The 16,679-nt window shown below is 48.0% G+C and carries 16 protein-coding genes and 2 pseudogenes; 14 read left to right on the top strand and 4 right to left on the bottom strand.

All coding sequences use genetic code 11. The features are described from left to right. Window positions 1-11: 11 nt before the first annotated feature. The 3 genes and pseudogenes from OTK50_RS10810 to OTK50_RS19950 form a co-directional block, all read left to right on the top strand. On the top strand, window positions 12-1,223 hold the full coding sequence (locus OTK50_RS10810; RefSeq protein ID WP_208404658.1) for a pyridoxal-phosphate-dependent aminotransferase family protein: 1,212 nt from the start codon (window positions 12-14) through the stop codon (window positions 1,221-1,223). 121 nt (window positions 1,224-1,344) lie between these two features. Next, complete coding sequence (locus tag OTK50_RS10805) at window positions 1,345-2,541, top strand: MFS transporter (protein ID WP_221664106.1); 1,197 nt, start codon at window positions 1,345-1,347, stop codon at window positions 2,539-2,541. Window positions 2,542-3,526: 985 nt separating this feature from the next. Continuing rightward, window positions 3,527-3,660 (top strand): annotated as a pseudogene (locus tag OTK50_RS19950) (hypothetical protein); the annotation flags it as partial. Window positions 3,661-3,747: 87 nt separating this feature from the next. Here OTK50_RS19950 and OTK50_RS10800 read toward each other — a convergent pair. Next, entirely contained in the window at window positions 3,748-4,098 is a 351-nt protein-coding gene (locus tag OTK50_RS10800; protein WP_044801775.1) for a hypothetical protein, read from the bottom strand. A 99-nt stretch (window positions 4,099-4,197) separates the two neighbouring features. On the opposite strand from OTK50_RS10800, the pseudogene OTK50_RS10795 reads away from it, so the two are divergent. Continuing rightward, a pseudogene (locus OTK50_RS10795) lies at window positions 4,198-4,426 on the top strand (XkdF-like putative serine protease domain-containing protein); the annotation flags it as partial. Window positions 4,427-4,598: 172 nt separating this feature from the next. On the opposite strand, the gene OTK50_RS10790 reads toward OTK50_RS10795, so the two are convergent. After that, a complete protein-coding gene (locus OTK50_RS10790) occupies window positions 4,599-6,194 on the bottom strand; it encodes a PucR family transcriptional regulator (protein WP_224223788.1) in 1,596 nt (531 codons plus the stop codon). Between the two features lie 179 nt (window positions 6,195-6,373). Here OTK50_RS10790 and OTK50_RS10785 point away from each other — a divergent pair, with 179 nt between their 5' ends. From OTK50_RS10785 to yunB, 6 genes are all read left to right on the top strand, one after another. Then, window positions 6,374-7,738, top strand: a complete 1,365-nt coding sequence (locus tag OTK50_RS10785; RefSeq protein ID WP_224223787.1) for an allantoinase — start codon at window positions 6,374-6,376, stop codon at window positions 7,736-7,738. A 72-nt stretch (window positions 7,739-7,810) separates the two neighbouring features. Beyond that, window positions 7,811-8,164 carry a hypothetical protein gene (locus tag OTK50_RS10780; RefSeq protein ID WP_007408736.1) on the top strand — a complete coding sequence of 118 codons (354 nt, stop codon included), beginning with the start codon at window positions 7,811-7,813 and terminating at the stop codon, window positions 8,162-8,164. Between the two features lie 26 nt (window positions 8,165-8,190). Further along, window positions 8,191-9,042 carry a DUF72 domain-containing protein gene (locus tag OTK50_RS10775; RefSeq protein WP_039063577.1) on the top strand — a complete coding sequence of 284 codons (852 nt, stop codon included), beginning with the start codon at window positions 8,191-8,193 and terminating at the stop codon, window positions 9,040-9,042. A gap of 19 nt (window positions 9,043-9,061) precedes the next feature. Continuing rightward, window positions 9,062-9,883 carry a sulfite exporter TauE/SafE family protein gene (locus OTK50_RS10770; protein WP_007613562.1) on the top strand — a complete coding sequence of 274 codons (822 nt, stop codon included), beginning with the start codon at window positions 9,062-9,064 and terminating at the stop codon, window positions 9,881-9,883. A 17-nt stretch (window positions 9,884-9,900) separates the two neighbouring features. After that, window positions 9,901-11,295, top strand: a complete 1,395-nt coding sequence (locus OTK50_RS10765; RefSeq protein WP_020956294.1) for a bifunctional metallophosphatase/5'-nucleotidase — start codon at window positions 9,901-9,903, stop codon at window positions 11,293-11,295. A 126-nt stretch (window positions 11,296-11,421) separates the two neighbouring features. After that, entirely contained in the window at window positions 11,422-12,180 is a 759-nt protein-coding gene (yunB, locus tag OTK50_RS10760) for a sporulation protein YunB (protein ID WP_020954305.1), read from the top strand. Between the two features lie 37 nt (window positions 12,181-12,217). Here the strand turns inward: yunB and lytH are convergent, their stop codons facing one another. Further along, window positions 12,218-13,195: an L-Ala--D-Glu endopeptidase gene (gene lytH / locus OTK50_RS10755; RefSeq protein WP_007408731.1), complete on the bottom strand. Its 978-nt coding sequence runs from the start codon at window positions 13,193-13,195 to the stop codon at window positions 12,218-12,220. A 202-nt stretch (window positions 13,196-13,397) separates the two neighbouring features. Here lytH and lipA point away from each other — a divergent pair, with 202 nt between their 5' ends. From lipA to OTK50_RS10735, 4 genes are all read left to right on the top strand, one after another. Beyond that, window positions 13,398-14,294 carry a lipoyl synthase gene (gene lipA / locus OTK50_RS10750; protein WP_003151923.1) on the top strand — a complete coding sequence of 299 codons (897 nt, stop codon included), beginning with the start codon at window positions 13,398-13,400 and terminating at the stop codon, window positions 14,292-14,294. 217 nt (window positions 14,295-14,511) lie between these two features. After that, window positions 14,512-14,787 (top strand): YutD family protein, encoded by a 276-nt coding sequence (locus OTK50_RS10745; RefSeq protein WP_003151928.1) that lies wholly within the window; start codon window positions 14,512-14,514, stop codon window positions 14,785-14,787. A 25-nt stretch (window positions 14,788-14,812) separates the two neighbouring features. Then, a complete protein-coding gene (locus OTK50_RS10740; RefSeq protein ID WP_012118353.1) occupies window positions 14,813-15,247 on the top strand; it encodes a DUF86 domain-containing protein in 435 nt (144 codons plus the stop codon). Between the two features lie 33 nt (window positions 15,248-15,280). Beyond that, window positions 15,281-16,051 (top strand): TIGR01457 family HAD-type hydrolase, encoded by a 771-nt coding sequence (locus OTK50_RS10735; RefSeq protein ID WP_007408728.1) that lies wholly within the window; start codon window positions 15,281-15,283, stop codon window positions 16,049-16,051. Between the two features lie 27 nt (window positions 16,052-16,078). Here OTK50_RS10735 and OTK50_RS10730 read toward each other — a convergent pair whose 3' ends face one another. Continuing rightward, complete coding sequence (locus OTK50_RS10730; protein ID WP_003151934.1) at window positions 16,079-16,579, bottom strand: phosphatidylglycerophosphatase A; 501 nt, start codon at window positions 16,577-16,579, stop codon at window positions 16,079-16,081. Between the last annotated feature and the right edge of the window lie 100 nt (window positions 16,580-16,679).

Here is a 16,679-nt window from a genome sequence, read left to right as displayed (position 1 = left end):
AAAGAACGATTATGACACCGGGACCGACAGAAGCTGAACCGAGAGTGCTGAGGGCGATGGGCGCTCCGATCATCGGCCAGTTTGACCCGGCATTTACCGGCATCATGAACGAAACGATGCAAATGCTCCGTGAATTGTTTCAAACGGAAAACCGCTGGGCCTATCCGATTGACGGTACATCAAGAGCGGGGATTGAGGCTGTTCTCGCAAGTGTGATAGAGCCGGGCGACAGCGTGCTCGTTCCGATATACGGACGCTTCGGATACCTGCTGACTGAAATCGCCGAGCGGTACGGAGCGGACGTTCATACGATCGAGTGTGAATGGGGAACGGTCTTCCGGCCTGAAGAGATTATCAGCGAGATGAAAAAGATTTCCCCGAAAATCGTCGCTATGGTGCACGGAGAAACATCAACGGGGCGGATTCACCCGCTGAAAGAAATCGGGGAAGCGTGCCGCGCCCAAGACGCACTCTTTATCGTGGATGCCGTGGCCACGATCGGAGGCTGCGCCGTAAAAACGGATGAATGGAAGATTGACGCAGTCATCGGGGGAACACAAAAATGCCTGTCGGTCCCCTCGGGAATGGCTCCGATTACTTATAATGACCGGACGGCAGCTGTCATTGCCGCGCGTAAAAAGGTAGAACGAGGCATTGCGACGGCAGCCGACGGCAAAAGGCTGTCCGGTCATCGGCCGGTTACGAGCAACTATTTTGATCTGAGCCAGCTCGAAGATTATTGGAGTGAAAGAAGGCTGAATCACCATACAGAAGCGACAACAATGCTTTATGCGCTGCGGGAGGGTGTGCGCCTTGTCCTGGAAGAAGGACTTGAAGAACGGTTCAGCAGGCATCGGCGTCATGAAAAAGCGCTTACGGCGGGACTTGCAGCGATGGGCCTTGATTTATTCGGCGATCCGGGGGCGAAGCTGCCTGTCGTCACATGTGTGAAGATTCCGCCGGAAGCAGACGGCGAATCAATCAGAAGGATGCTTTTGTCTCAATTCGGAATTGAAATCGCCAGCTCATTCGGTCCGCTGCAGGGGAAAATTTGGAGAATCGGAACGATGGGCTACAGCTGCAGAAAGGAAAATGTGCTGTTTGTGCTGGCCGGACTTGAAGCGGTTCTGATCAGACACGGAGTTGCCGTTAAAGCCGGGGAAGCGCTGCAGGCGGCCCTTAACATATATGATCTGCCGGCTGAAACCGGTGTGCTGTCATGAGACTTGAAAACGAGATTGAAATCATCTGGACTTTTTTCCCTTTTGCCCGTTATACTGAGTGGTATAAAAAATGACAAATATGGAATGATCATCTGTTTGTCTGGGGAGAAGGTAAGAAATCATGGCGTACATAGGCCGATTGTCAATTTTAATGCTGAATATGTTTATTGCGATGCTTGGAATCGGATTGATTATTCCGATTATGCCCGCATATATTACCGAATTCGGAGCGACGGGCAGCACGATGGGTCTGCTTGTTGCGGCGGCGGGGCTTACACAGCTTTTATTTGCGCCTATTGCCGGGGAAATAACCGACAAATACGGACGGCGGAAACTGATTATTTTCGGCATCGCCGCCTTTGCCGTGTCACAATTGATCTTCGCCTTTGCCGGAAGCCTCTGGCAATTGTTCGCATCCCGCCTTTTGGGCGGAATGGGCGCGGCGTTTTTAATGCCGTCAATGTTCGCTTACATTGCGGATATTACGACCGAAGAAGAACGCGGGAAAGGAATGGGGCTGTTCAGCGCGGCGATGACGCTTGGTGTCGTCATCGGGCCCGGTGTCGGAGGCTATTTGGTTCATTATGGCATGTCTGTGCCGTTCATCGTGTCTGCAAGTCTTGCCTGCTTTTCAAGTGTGCTTTCATTTTTCTTTCTGCCCGAAACGCTGGGACGTGAAAAGCAGCTGGAAGCCCGGGCAAAAACGGAAAAACGTGAGCATCTGTTTAAGCAAATGTCACGCGCGCTCAAATCGCCGTTCGCGTTTATGCTGATTCTGGTTTTTGTGCTGAACTTCGGAATTATGAACTTTGAATCCGTTTTCGGTCTTTACGTTGACCATAAACACGGATTTAAAGCGTCTGATATTGCCTTTATTATTACGGCTGCGGGTCTCATCGGCGTGTTTGTGCAGGCGGTCGGCGTCAGTTATCTCGTCCGCAAGTTCGGGGAAAAACGCGTGATTAACGTGACGTTGATCGGGGCTGCTGCAGGACTTGTGTGGTGCCGGTTTGCGGGTTCATATTGGGCCGTTTTTGCCGCGGCAATCTTTTTCCTGACGCTGACATCGCTGCTCCGGCCGGCGGTTAACACGATGCTGTCGAAGCTCGCCGGTGACCAGCAGGGGTTTGCCGGAGGGATGAACACCTCATTCATCAGCTTAGCGAATATTGCCGGACCGTCAGCCGCCGGTTTTCTCTTTGACGTAAATATGGAATTTCCATATATGCTGGGAGCGGTCATTCTCGCCATCAGTTTTCTGGCCGCGCTTGGCTGGGGCAAAAAGACACAGACCCGGCCGTTTACGCAGCAAGGATAAGAATCAAAAGCCTCCGGGGATCCGGAGGCTTTTTGCTGATTGTTTTTTATTCTTTGGCTGTCTGCATCTCTGAAATTGCAGGGATGCGAATAGAGGGAAAATCATATCGAACGCCATTGTGAATTATAGGAAAATCAGTTGTTCCGTATGCTCAAGCATAGCGCGAATGGAAACCGGAACAGGTGTAGATAAAGTAAAACCAGCTTTATCTCTTGAGGAGTCTGACGAATTTGATCTGCCAGAAGTTGATCAAAAAAGAAGGCAGTCAGGCGGGAACAACATAGATCGGCGTAAATGAAGAAAGGGAAAAAGCAGCGGTGTTGGTAATTGCTGTTTCGCATGCAGAGTGAGAACAGTCTGCCTAAACGGATCATTGGGATAATACGAACCGTTCAGCCGGGTGTAGGGGTTGATTGGTGACAACAAGGAGAGGTTAGCTTATAAAACCTCTCACGGAAGATGTTGTGATGGTTCCCCTGCACGGATTTTGCAGATTAAATCCCGCAATTAGGCCAACGCACAATTATGCAAGAGACAACCATCTAAAAAGGGTGTCGGTAAGTACAATATGGTGTACGGAAAAGGAGTTGAAAATGTTGTATTATTACCCGTCATTCCATTTGTATCAGCGGCAAGAATTTAATTCTTATCCATGGGCCAATCAAGTGACCCATTCAGGGAGCTCCCCCTATGTTTCCGCGCGCCCTCCTTTTTATAATTCTCCATGTTATAGAGAGTGCATAAGAAGCGGAGCGGATAGTTATTTCTGCTGCTATATCTGCGGTTTCTGTTAAAAAGAAAGACTTATAGAAGTAAGTGATTTTTCCAGGATGACAGTGAGACCATTATCCAGACAGCCATTAGCCAACACACGAAGCTTCATTACGATTCACGGAGGGGAACCGCCCCCTTCTATTTCGGAAATTTTATAAAATCCCCTTGCATGGCCTGTCAGAAGCGGTATTTGGTCTTGACGTGTTCGACTGTTGGTGTTGACGAAGAATTAAGATACTAGGAAGCAGCGAAACCTGTATGTATCAGCGAGACACAAAGCTTTCCGCCGCTGAGCGGGTTAGTTGTCACTGCGTTCTATCGCCTGTGGTAAATAACGAAATTTAGGGGCTGACAGCTGAGGAAAAATAAAAAATTCGAAACGCCGCAATCATTTAATTAAAAAGAAGAGATAGAATCTATCTCTTCAGGTTATTACTCAACAAAAAAATAGTATCGGGTTCTCCAAGTGAAGGAGTCATCATAGAATTCGATGTATGCTTGTCCTTTAGCTACTGCAAAGACTTGGACAGTGCTGATGCTACCTAACGTTGTATATTTAATAGCATTAGGTTTTGTGAGCGGATTAAAGGAAATGTGGTTACCTGCATTAGCAAAAGTTCTTACATCTCCAACTTTTAAGGTGATACGGGTTTCTGTTGGGTCCCATATGTTCTTATTCACTTTAGTAGCGGGACCGGCAGCTGATGCTGAAGAGTTAAAAAAAGGCGCGAAAACGAATGAAACAATTGCAAGTGATAACAAAGAATTTTTAGCTAGTTTCAAAGTAAAAACCTCCTTTTGGTATTTATAGGATAACAATAACACTTAATGGAAGTATAACAATGGAGAAATTGTTAAATATTCTTTTAAATGAGTGAACACATGCCAAGAGAACTGGTAAACGCAAACATCACACATGTTTCTTACGTAGACAAGGCTGTTAATCAAAAGCGTTTTTTTATGAAATCAGAAAAGGAAAAGCAGCATGACTTTCAGGGCGGCGTTGGTGAAGTGGTTGAGTCTTGTGTCGCTCCCCGCTGATTTTCAAATAAATGGCGAAATCATCAAAAAAGGGTCATGGGTGCTTGTGACAAAGGCTCCCGAGGCAGTTTAGGATGACATTTAAAAGGGTGAGATTATCGGTTGCATCCCGAATATCGAAAAAGCCTGATGATATCAATGAAAGCTGATTTTGATGGCAGCATTTTTTGAGGATTTAGCTGAATGAATCCCACTTAAATAGGATGCGGGAGAACACCCGCATCCCTGTCTCTAACGATTCCTTAACCGATCAGCCGCTGCATTCTCAGCGCGAGCCGCAGGCGCATCGTCGTTTCCGGATCTTTTAAGCTTTTGCCGAGCAGTTCCTCGCATTTTTCTAAACGATAGATCACCGTATTTCGATGGACGTACAGGCGCTTAGCCGTTTCTGAAATCTGGCAGTGGGTCTCCAGGTAAACAGACAGCGTATGAAGCAGGCTCTGGTCCTCCTTTTGCCGGTCGGCCAGGCTTTGGAGGGTGGCTTCGTAAAACTTCTTCACATCTTCCGCCGGAAGCAGGCGGAGCAGCTCCGGCACGTCTTTGGCATGATAGATTTGAATAAACTCCGCGCTTCTGGACAAATGCCCGGATGAAATGGCGTCTGAAGCTTCGGTAAAAGCGTCAGGGACGTCGATCAGCTTTTGGCATATGTTTGAGATGCCGAAGGAGACAGTCCGTTTAAACTGCGCCCGGACCTGCTTTTGAAACTGCTCCAAAAAGCTGATGACAGACGCGTGCATTTCATTCCAGCTGTCTGTCGCTTCAATTAAAAGAATACCGACATTTCCTTTAATAAAGAGATGAGGGGGAAACGGAAAGGATGACAGCTCCCCTTCAAGCAGATCAAATACATGATCGGAAACGAGCTGATTTTCGGTAAAGCTGATCGTTTTCTCATTTCTGTCAAGTTTTCCGCAAATGCACATGTATTTCTGATCCCAGCGGAGCCGGAATTCTTTGGCGCGGCTTTTGATTTCTTCATGGCCGGTAAACGAGCGGTCGATAAAATTGCTGAAAAATTCATTGCGCGCCCGTCTGCCGAATTGTTTGACGGCATTTTCTTTCAGCAGTTCAAAGGAAATGACGTTGGCCGCCTGTTCAATTGTCAAAATCATGCCTTTATCAGCGGTCTGCACCAGCTCCGGAATCACCAGATAACCGCAGCTTTTTTCAACATTCAGAATCGGCAGGACAGAATACGCCTTTCTGTCGGGCAGCATGGAAAAGCAGGTGAAATAAGGCCCGGAAAGGGAATAACAGATGTTTTTCAATAAAGACGTGTCAATGTGTATGCGGTGGGACGATGATAAGAGTTTTGTATGCTGATCCAAAAGCAGCACGGGAAGCCGGAGAATGTCTGAGAGCTTCTTAAGCAGGGATTGAAGCCCCTTGCCGCTCATGATGTGGTTTGTGAATTTTTTATGGGCGTAAATGGCTTGCTGCAGCTCATTTGAACGCATATCAAGAATATGGCTCAGTGTGGCGTTGACGATATCTCCCAGCCGGATGTCTTCCGGCAGCTCAATAATCGGAAATTCATACCGGTCGGCAAGCTCCGCGGCATCTTTCGGAATGACATTAAGATAACGTTTTGTTTTGATCCCCAGTCCCGCGCAGCCCCGTTTTGCCATGAGGCGGATCAAATCTTTCAACAGCTGCGGGCGGTCCTTCAAGTGGTAAGCCGTCGTGACGAGCAATTCGTTTTTATGTAAAAAATCAGCGATGTCCGGCGCATCCATCATGTTGACGTGCTGCACCTCCCTCCAGCCGCCGGATCTGCCTGCGATTATTGCGGCCCGCTCATAAGCGGGAATCTTCATCACATCATAAATGTTCATCAGTCAATCTCCTTTCAGGTTCTAAAGACAACCATTGGTTAATATGAATAAAAATCATCAAAAATAATAGCGGTTTTGCTGATGTATTACGATCATAGTAGCAGTAAACTGGCAATCATAGACGCATGTTGTGATAAAAACTGACAGAAAATCGTCATCCTTACAGGGAGGAAGATAAAATGGCCTATGACGTAATTGTAAAGGGTGCGAAAGCTGTGCGAAAAGGCGGAACAGAGCAGGCCGATATCGCCGTCAAGGACGGGAAAATCGCCTTGATCGGGCCCGGCATTGACGAAAACGCGGAACAAGTGGTGCAGGCTGACGGCATGTATGTGTTTCCGGGCGCGGTCGATTGTCACGTGCATTTCAATGAACCCGGCCGCGAAGAATGGGAAGGCATTGAAACCGGCTCAAACATGCTGGCTGCCGGCGGCTGTACGTCTTATTTTGATATGCCGCTTAACTGCATCCCTTCGACGGTAACTGCTGAAAACCTGCTGGCAAAGGCGGAAATCGCCGAACGGAAGTCAGCGGTTGATTTTGCGCTTTGGGGCGGTTTGATGCCTGGATATACCGAACATATCCGGCCGATGGCAGAAGCGGGGGCAATCGGGTTTAAAGCGTTTCTGTCTAAATCGGGAACGGATGAATTTCAATCAGCCGATGAACGGACTCTTTTAAAGGGAATGAAGGAAATCGCGGCGTGCGGCAAGATTTTGGCTCTGCACGCAGAAAGCGACGCCCTCACCCGATTCCTTGAAGCCGAGTACGCGCTCCAAGGGAAAATTGATGCCCGCGCTTACGCTTCCTCCCGTCCGGAAGAAGCCGAATGCGAGGCTGTGCAGCGGGCGATTGAATATGCGAGAGCGACGGGATGCGCGCTTCATTTTGTACATATCAGCACGAAACGGGCCGTGCTCTCCATTCAGCAGGCGAAAAAAGACGGATTGGATGTCACCGTTGAAACGTGTCCGCACTACTTATTATTCAGCTTTGAAGACTTCCTCAAAAAAGGGGCGGCCGCCAAATGCGCTCCGCCGCTCCGCTCAGAGGCTGATAAAGAGGAATTGATCGGAGTTTTGGCTGAGGGCCTGATTGATATGGTGTCTTCGGATCATTCTCCCTGTCATCCGTCTTTGAAACGGGAGGATAATATGTTTCTGTCGTGGGGCGGGATCAGCGGAGGCCAATTTACGCTTCTCGGCATGATTCAATTAGCGATCGATCATGGGATTCCGTTTGAACATGTGGCCCGATGGACGGCCGAAGCACCGGCCGAGCGCTTCGGTTTAACGAATAAAGGCCGGCTTGAAGAAGGATTTGACGCTGATTTTGCCATTGTCCGGCCGGAACCTTTTACCGTCACAAAAGAAACGATGTTTTCCAAACATAAGCAAAGCCTGTATGAAGGCCGCACCTTTCCATACCGAATTGCTGCGAGCTACAGCAAGGGGCGCTGTGTGTATCAGGATGGCGTGGGTAAGCAGAGCGGGGCTTTCGGAACATTCCTGAAGCCTTCTGAAATAAAAGAGCCGATTCTCTGATGAGAATCGGCTTTTTTTGTCGTTTGGAAAGCGGGTCTCGTGGTATCTTTTTATAAAAAGGAGTAAAACACATTGTATGATCAAATCTTGAACATATTAACGGCATCCTGGTCGCGCAAGACTAGTACAAAATGGACGGAAGATTGCCCGGCCAAAGGCCAGTGCGGCGTGACGGCTTTAGTCATCCAAGATGTTTACGGCGGTGACATTCTCAAAACAAAAACCGGCACAAGCTGGCATTTTTATAACCGAATAGACGGGGAGATATATGATTTCACGAGCGGTCAGTTTTCAGAGCCGATCGTCTATCAGCACATTCTTTCATCCAGGGATGAGGCATTTTCGGACACCAATGAACATCAATACCGGTTCCTGAAAAGTGCATTCAGAAAAAACATGGAAACGGAAAGAGAAAAACACCTGTGATAAACTAGAGTGAGAGGTGAAGGATTGTGATTTATATCGGACTGACGGGGTGGGGGGATCATGACAGCATCTATCTGCCTAAAACAGCGGGCCCGCAAAAACTGCAGGCGTATTCCTCCCATTTTCCCATCGTTGAGCTGGACGCGAGCTTTTACGCGATACAGCCCGCCCGCAATAATGAAAGATGGGTCAAAGAGACGCCGGAATCTTTTCAATTTGTCATTAAGGCATATCAAGGAATGACGGGCCATCAGCGAGGCGATATTCCCTTTGAATCGAAGGAAGAAATGTTTGAGGCGTTTAAGCTGTCATTATCGCCTTATATAGAGCATGGAAAGCTTGCCATGGTGCTGTTCCAATTCCCGCCGTGGTTTGACTGCAAGAAAGAAAACGTCGCATATTTAAGATGGTGCAGGCAGCAGATGGGCGATATTCCGTGCGCGCTTGAATTCCGCAACCGGTCTTGGTTTTCCCCGCCATTTTATGAACAGACGCTTTCCTTTATGAAGGAGGAAGGCTGGATTCACAGCATATGTGACGAGCCGCAAATCGGCGAGGGCAGCATTCCGACCGTCCTGAAAGCAACGGATGAAGAAAAAACGCTTGTCCGTTTTCACGGACGGAACAAACAGGGCTGGATCAAACCAGACGGCGGACAAAACTGGCGTGAGGTCAGATATTTATACCGCTATAACAAACAGGAGCTCAAAGATTGGAAAAACAATCTTCAGGAGCTGAAAAAACAGTCGCGCAATCTGTATGTGCTCTTCAATAATAACTCAGGCGGAGACGCCGCCGATAACGGGCTTGAGATGCTTGAAATGTTAAATATCTCATATACCGGACTTGCTCCGAAGCAGCTCGACCTATTCAGCTAGAAAAGAGGTTTCAAGACACATGTCTTATCTTATTTTGATTATATTGGGATTTATCGCGGGAACGGTCGGCAGCCTGATCGGGCTTGGGGGAGGAATTATCATCGTGCCGGCAATGCTCTATTTAAGCACGATGACTCCGTTTTTCCATGACGTAACACCGCAGACTGCCATCGGCACGTCCCTTTTGGTGATTATTTTTACGGGCCTGTCATCAACTCTGGCCTATATGAAATATAAAACCGTTGACTACAAAAGCGGACTGATCTTTTTTATCGGTTCCGGCCCGGGAAGCATCATCGGCGCGTATTTGTCTAAACTTTTTAATGCGCATACGTTTTCCGTCTGGTTCGGACTTTTTATGATTTTGATTTCCATTACATTAATGCTGAAGGCGAAAGCAAAACCGGTCAATAAAGCGCATAAAGGCATGATCCGGACATATGAGGATGAATCGGGTGAGCTTTATACATATTCGTACCGTATTTTCACCGGTATCGTGATTGCCTTTTTCGTCGGTTTATTGGGCGGTCTTTTCGGCATTGGCGGCGGCTCTCTTATGGTTCCGGCCATGATGCTGTTATTTTTGTTCCCGCCGAAAGTGGCTGTGGCGACGTCAATGCTCATTATTTTCTTATCCTCCGTGACGGGTTCCGTGTCACATATCGCAGAGGGCCATGTCAATTGGCTGTATGCGCTGTGCCTCGTTCCGGGCGCGTGGTTCGGCGGCAAAATGGGCGCGTGGGTTAATAAGCGGGTGCAGACGAAAACGATCGTGCTTTTCATGCGGGTCGTCTTGATTTTGATCGGCTGTGAATTGATTTATCAAGGGATATTCAGCTAAAAGGTAGGAGAGATGGTATGTTAGAGAAGCTCCGTTTATATCATACGAATGATTTGCACAGCCATTTCGAAAATTGGCCGAAAATCGTACATTATATTGAGCAGAAGAGAAATGAACATGAAAAAGACGGGGAGGAAACACTCGTATTCGACATCGGCGATCATATGGACCGATTCCAAATGATAACGGAAGCGACCTTCGGCAAAGCGAATGTCGACTTGTTAAACCGGCTTGAGATCGATGCGGCTGCCGTCGGGAATAATGAAGGAATTACGCTGCCTCACGATGAGCTGGCGGATTTATATACCCATGCCGCGTTTCCCGTCATTGTGTCCAACCTGTTTGACGCGGATGGACAGCGGCCGGAATGGGCCGAGCCCTACGTGATCAAAACACTGAAAAACGGGATGACCGCCGGCATACTCGGCGTCACGGTGCCGTATTATCCCGTCTATCAAAAACTCGGCTGGACGGTGACGGATGCGGAAAAAAGCATTCAAGAATCACTTGACGATATCAAGGGCAAAGCGGACATCATCATTCTGCTTTCTCATTTAGGCCTGATCGATGACCGGGCCGCAGCGGAAAAATTTCCGGACATCGATGTCATTCTTGAATCACATACGCACCACCTTCTTGAGGACGGACAGGACATAAACGGCGTATTGCTTGCATGTGCGGAGAAATACGGGAACTATGTCGGCTGTGTCGAGCTGACGATAGAAAGTGAATCACGAACCATTGTCAGCAAACAGGCGTCTGTACAGAAAATGGCTGATTGGCAAGGGGAATCTGAAGATACGGCGGCTTTTCTGAAAGAGAAGGAACGGGAAGCGGAAAACCTGCTCTCCGAACAAGTCGCCAACCTGAATGAAGAAGCCGGCGTGAAGTGGTTTGAGGAATCGCCGCTCCCGCTTCTATTAGCCGAAGCGCTGAAAAGCTGGTGCGGCTGTGAAGTCAGTATGGTGAATTCAGGCGTCATTTTGGGGCCTTTACAGAAGGGGCCTGTCACAAAACTTGACCTGCACCGCATCTGCCCTCATCCGATCAATCCGGTCGCCGTGCGTCTTTCAGGCAGGGAACTCCAGGAAACAATCAGCCAGGCCGCCTCGGAACAAATGGAGCAGCTGCGGATTAAAGGCCTCGGCTTCCGCGGGGAAGTGATGGGCAGGATGGTATATGCCGGAGCAGAGGCAGAGGCCGGCATTCTTGAAGACGGTGTGACGCATCTCCTCAATGTGAAAGTGAACGGAGAAGAGATTGATCCGGAGCGGATATACTCGGTTGCCGTTCTCGATATGTTTACACTCGGAAAGCTGTTCCCTTACATCCGCGATTCAAAAGAAAAGCAATACTTTATGCCGGAGTTTTTAAGGGATCTGCTCGCCTGGAAGCTCGCGCGGCAGCCGTAATGTCAGATATCCGCCGGCCGTTCCATTACATCCGAGTGAAGGTAAGCGGGACTTTTTAAGAGTGAAAATAAAATACTATGTCCCCTCTTGCAAGCATACATTGTGATATGTAAGGGGGGATTTTTCTTGCCTAGATACCGGAGCGCTCTTCGCAAGAGAGGGCCTTTGCCTTTTCGATATGTGCTTCTTCTGTCGTTTGCTTTTTTTATCATATCGACGGTCATCAGCCTTTGGATGATCAACTCCTCAATCAAACCGGTGCTGATGAACATAGGAGAAATGGAAACCAAACGGGTGGCGACAGAGGTCATTACGGAATCCATTGAAGAATACATGTCTCACAGCGACAATGTGAAAGATATGGTCGATATGAAAACGGATGAAAACGGAAAAGTCACAACGATGGATTTTAATACACAAATGGTCAACAGTATGAAGGCGAAAGTGACAAAGCAGCTTCAGGCTCATCTGAAGGAAGCGGAGTCGAACAATAAGCAGCATGAAACGGAAAAAGGCGCGAAAACGGCCGATGAAATTATGATCGATATTCCCTTAGGGCAGGTCACGGGAAACAGCATTCTCGGAAATCTGGGGCCGAAAATCCCCGTGCGCTTTAACCTGATCGGTGATGCGTTAACTGATGTGAAAACAAAAATAAAGCCGTACGGCATTAACAATGCCCTGATCGATATCAGTATTTTTGTGGAAATAAAAGTGAAGGTCATTATTCCGTTTGCCAGTAAGACATCAGTCGTGACAAATAATATTCCGGTCTCCATTAAAGCGATTCAAGGAGAGGTGCCGCAGTTTTATAACGGAAGCGGCGGGTCAGGTGTGACGCCTTCCGTCCAGCTGCCGAGTGAAAAACAGAAGAAAGATAAATAAAAACACACAGCCGCAATCTTTCCTGGCGGCTGTGTGTTTACTTTTTCCTGCGGATTTCTTTTCGTTCCCATGCCCTTAAATGGGGATACGGATCAAAAGACCATTCCGATCTGCCGTTATCTTTATACATCCCGTAGTGAAGATGCGGCGGAAATTTTCCCGCGGTGCCCGGCGGTCCGTACCCGGAACTGCCGACAGAGCCGATCACCTCCCCGGGTTTGACGATCTGGCCTTTATGCACACCTTTTGCAAAGCCGTTCAGGTGAGCGAAGTAGTGATACGTGTTATTGATATCCCTGATGCCGATTCTCCAGCCGCCGAAACGGTTCCAGCCCTTCATTTCAACAATACCGTAGCAGGTCGATCTGACGGGGAGCCCGTAATGAGCGAACAGATCCGTTCCTTCGTGAATCCGGCGCCCGCCGAAACCCCGTGCGGCGCCCCATGTGCTGCGGTAGCTGTAATCCGTCTTCACGGGAAGCGGAAAAGCGTGCTCTCCGAGATCAAGGCGGCCGAACGTTTTAAACAGTGTCATGAATTCGGTGATAATGCCGACCGTCTGATCACGGCGGTAATAATTCCAGAGACCGATGCGGATATGGTCAAGATCGGTTCCGAATCCCGCTAAATACTGAGCAAATGTATAAAGGATATCCTCATCATTGCTTACCTCGGCTTTTCCGTCGCCGTCGCCGTCCAGGCCGATCCCGTCAAATACTTTAATGCTGAGAGGCGCATCGTCCTTAGGATTTGGATTTTCAGGGCCGCTCCACAAATGATCCGGAATATAAATGCTGATGATTCCCGCTTTTTCCGGCAGATCCTTTCGGTTCGAGCGGACATTTTCTTCATATTGATCAACTGCCGCAAGCACATACCAAGGAATCTGCGTGACTGCTTCGGCTTTGCGGTACAACTGCATCCGTTCGCCGTAAACAAGAGCCGATTGTTCTTTCCCGCTTGCAGCCGGACAGAAAACTGAAAAAAGGAGAAGAGCAGATAACAGAACTTTCACAACATGATCTCCTTTCAGGATTGAATACAAATAGTTTGCGGCAACAATCCGAGAAAATGTAAGTAATTCTCTTCCCTTGTCGAGAAATTTTTCCTATGTTAAAGTGACTATTGAATAGAAATCCGCAAGTTTTATATCCATCGTGAAATAGAAATTTTTCGCACACGAACATGAATAAAGGGATAATGGAGATGATGGGGAAATGGCAAAGAAAGACGAGCATCTGAGAAAGCCGGAATGGCTCAAAATAAAGCTGAACACGAATGAAAACTATACGGGTCTGAAAAAATTAATGCGTGAAAATAATCTGCATACCGTATGTGAAGAAGCAAAATGCCCGAACATCCATGAATGCTGGGCTGTCAGACGTACGGCGACGTTCATGATTCTCGGTTCCGTCTGTACGAGAGCATGCCGCTTCTGCGCTGTAAAAACGGGTCTGCCGACCGAGCTGGATCTGCAGGAACCGGAACGCGTAGCTGATTCCGTCGCGCTGATGAATTTAAAACACGCCGTCATCACGGCCGTAGCGCGTGATGATCAGAAAGACGGCGGAGCAGGCGTCTTTGCGGAAACGGTCCGGGCGATCCGCAGAAAAAGCCCGTTCACGACAATTGAAGTGCTGCCATCCGATATGGGCGGAAATTACGACAACCTGAAAACATTAATGGATACCCGTCCTGATATTCTGAACCACAACATTGAAACCGTCCGCCGCCTGACACCGAGAGTCCGGGCCCGCGCAACATATGACCGTTCTTTGGAATTCTTGCGCCGTGCGAAAGAAATGCAGCCTGACATCCCGACGAAATCAAGCATTATGATCGGTCTCGGCGAAACGAAGGAAGAAATTATTGAAGTGATGGACGACCTGCTTGCGAACAATGTCGACATCATGGCGATCGGCCAATACCTGCAGCCGTCGAAAAAACATTTAAAAGTCCAAAAATATTATCATCCGGACGAATTTGCCGAACTGAAAGAAATCGCGATGCAAAAAGGCTTCAGCCACTGTGAAGCAGGCCCGCTTGTCCGTTCTTCCTACCATGCGGATGAACAAGTGAACGAAGCGTCTAAAAAACGCCAGGCCCAAGCATAAGATAAGCCGAAAAAACCCAAAACGCCGCAGGTTTTGGGTTTTTTGTGATGGAGCCGTTTTTGCAGGGAAAAAGTCATTCTTGAATAAGGATCGTCTGAACCGCTACACTGGATATAAAGAGGAAAAATTCTCCGTCCGTCCGAACCGTCTCATTTTGCAATTGATGGACAGAAGTCAATGAATTATGATAGTAAAGAGTGATAAAAGAGGTGAAGACATGATTCTTATTCAAAATGCCGAGTTTGAACTCGTACACGATTTTAAAAACGGCTTTAATGAAGAAGCGTTCAAAGCCCGCTATTCGGACATATTAAATAAATATGATTACATTGTGGGAGACTGGGGATACAGTCAGCTGCGGCTCAAAGGCTTCTTTGATGACCAGAATCAAAAAGCAACCTTTGAAACGAAAATCAGCACATTGGACGAATACATTTACGAATACTGCAATTTCGGCTGCGCGTATTTTGTTTTAAAACGAATCAGAAAATAATTGATGCAGAAGGGGATGCTGTCACGTGTATTTTGTTGACAGAAATAATATCGAACAAACACTCCGTTTTTTTGAGACCCAGCTGGCGCTGTTTGACAGCACGCCTGCATGGGAGAGCGAGATCGAAAAAAGGGCGCTTGAGCGGATCAGCCATCTTATGATCGAATGCATTCTCGATGTCGGAAATGATATGATTGACGGCTTTATCATGCGCGATCCGGGGAGTTATGACGACATCATGGATATTCTGACGGATGAAAAGGTGGTAGCTGAGGATGAAGGGAATAAGCTGAAGCAACTGATCTCTTCCAGAAAGCAGCTTGTCCAGGAATATCAGCACGCCGATCATCAGGAGCTGTTTACGCTGATCACGTCAAACAAAGATGTGCTGAAAGCCTTTCCGGCCCGTGTAAGAACCTACCTGGAAACAGAATTAGGGCCTGTTTCCGCATTTAAATAACAACGAGTGAGAAAATCCACAGGAGTGTTGAGTATGAAGGATTATAAAGGATATTTAATAGATTTGGACGGCACAATGTACAACGGGACGGAAAAAATCGAAGAAGCGTGTGAATTCGTGAGAACGCTTAAAGCGCGCGGCATTCCGTATTTATTCGTGACGAACAATTCTTCCCGGACGCCGAAGCAGGTGGCGGACAAGCTGATGAGCTTTGACATTCCGGCATCTGAAGAGCAGGTCTTCACGACGAGCATGGCGACTGCGCAGCATATCGCCCAGGAGAAAAAAGACGCGTCGGTGTATGTGATCGGCGAAGAAGGCATCCGTCAGGCCATTGAAGAAAACGGGCTGAGCTTCGGAGAAGAAAACGCGGACTTTGTCGTTGTGGGAATCGACCGCGGCATTACATATGAAAAGTTGGCAACGGGATGCCTTGCGATCAGAAACGGCGCCCGGTTCATTTCAACAAACGGCGACGTTGCCATTCCGACTGAAAGAGGGCTTTTACCAGGGAACGGTTCGCTCACATCCGTTTTGACGGTGTCAACGGGCGTTGAGCCTGTCTTTATCGGCAAGCCTGAATCCATTATTATGGAACAGGCGATGCGTGTGCTCGGAACGGATATTTCCGAAACACTCATGGTCGGCGATAACTATGCAACGGATATTATGGCCGGCATCAATGCGGGCATGGATACGCTGCTGGTTCATACCGGAGTGACAAAGCGTGAGCATATGGCAGATTACGGCCAAAAGCCGACATATGCGATTGACTCTTTAACCGAATGGATTGAACATCTATAAAAAAAGGGACGGCCATGACGGCCGTCCTTATTCTGTATTTCTGGCGCTGTGAGCAAGCCGGCTTGAAGCCGCTGCTGCGATTGCGCCGACGATATCATCAAGAAACGTATGGCATTCGCCCGTAGATTTATCATTTAACCGCCCGAGAATACCGGGTTTTTCTTTGTCAATGTAGCCGTAATTCGTAAAGCCGATTGAGCCGTATATATTCACGATAGAGAAGGCGAGCACCTCGTCAACCCCATACAGGCTTTCATCAATCGCCAGAATGGTCTGAAGCGGTTCAGACAGCTTTTTTTGTTCGGCGAGCACATCTAATTCTATTCCCGTTAAAATGGCGTTTTGCACCTCGCGTTTTGCGATGACACGGTCCACATTGAGCCTGCATACCTCCATCGTCAAATCAGGATGATATTTTTTTTGAAGGAAATACACCAGCTCGGCAATATCGTCCGTCTCAACCCCCCGTTCTTTTAAACGCGCCCTGGCGACAGCTTCCACCTGATTCAGTTGTTCCTTTTCTGACATTTGCTTCACCCAATCTTTTTTTACTAGTTTATACAACACTCTTCCGATGTGTACGATGTTTCTCCACTTGATTCAAAGGATTACAATATGTATTCATAAT

It is taken from the genome of Bacillus sp. NEAU-CP5, assembly GCF_026420705.1.
In the GTDB taxonomy this organism is placed as follows: Bacteria; Bacillota; Bacilli; order Bacillales; family Bacillaceae; genus Bacillus; species Bacillus velezensis.
This window is presented reverse-complemented; position numbering and strand designations above follow the sequence as displayed.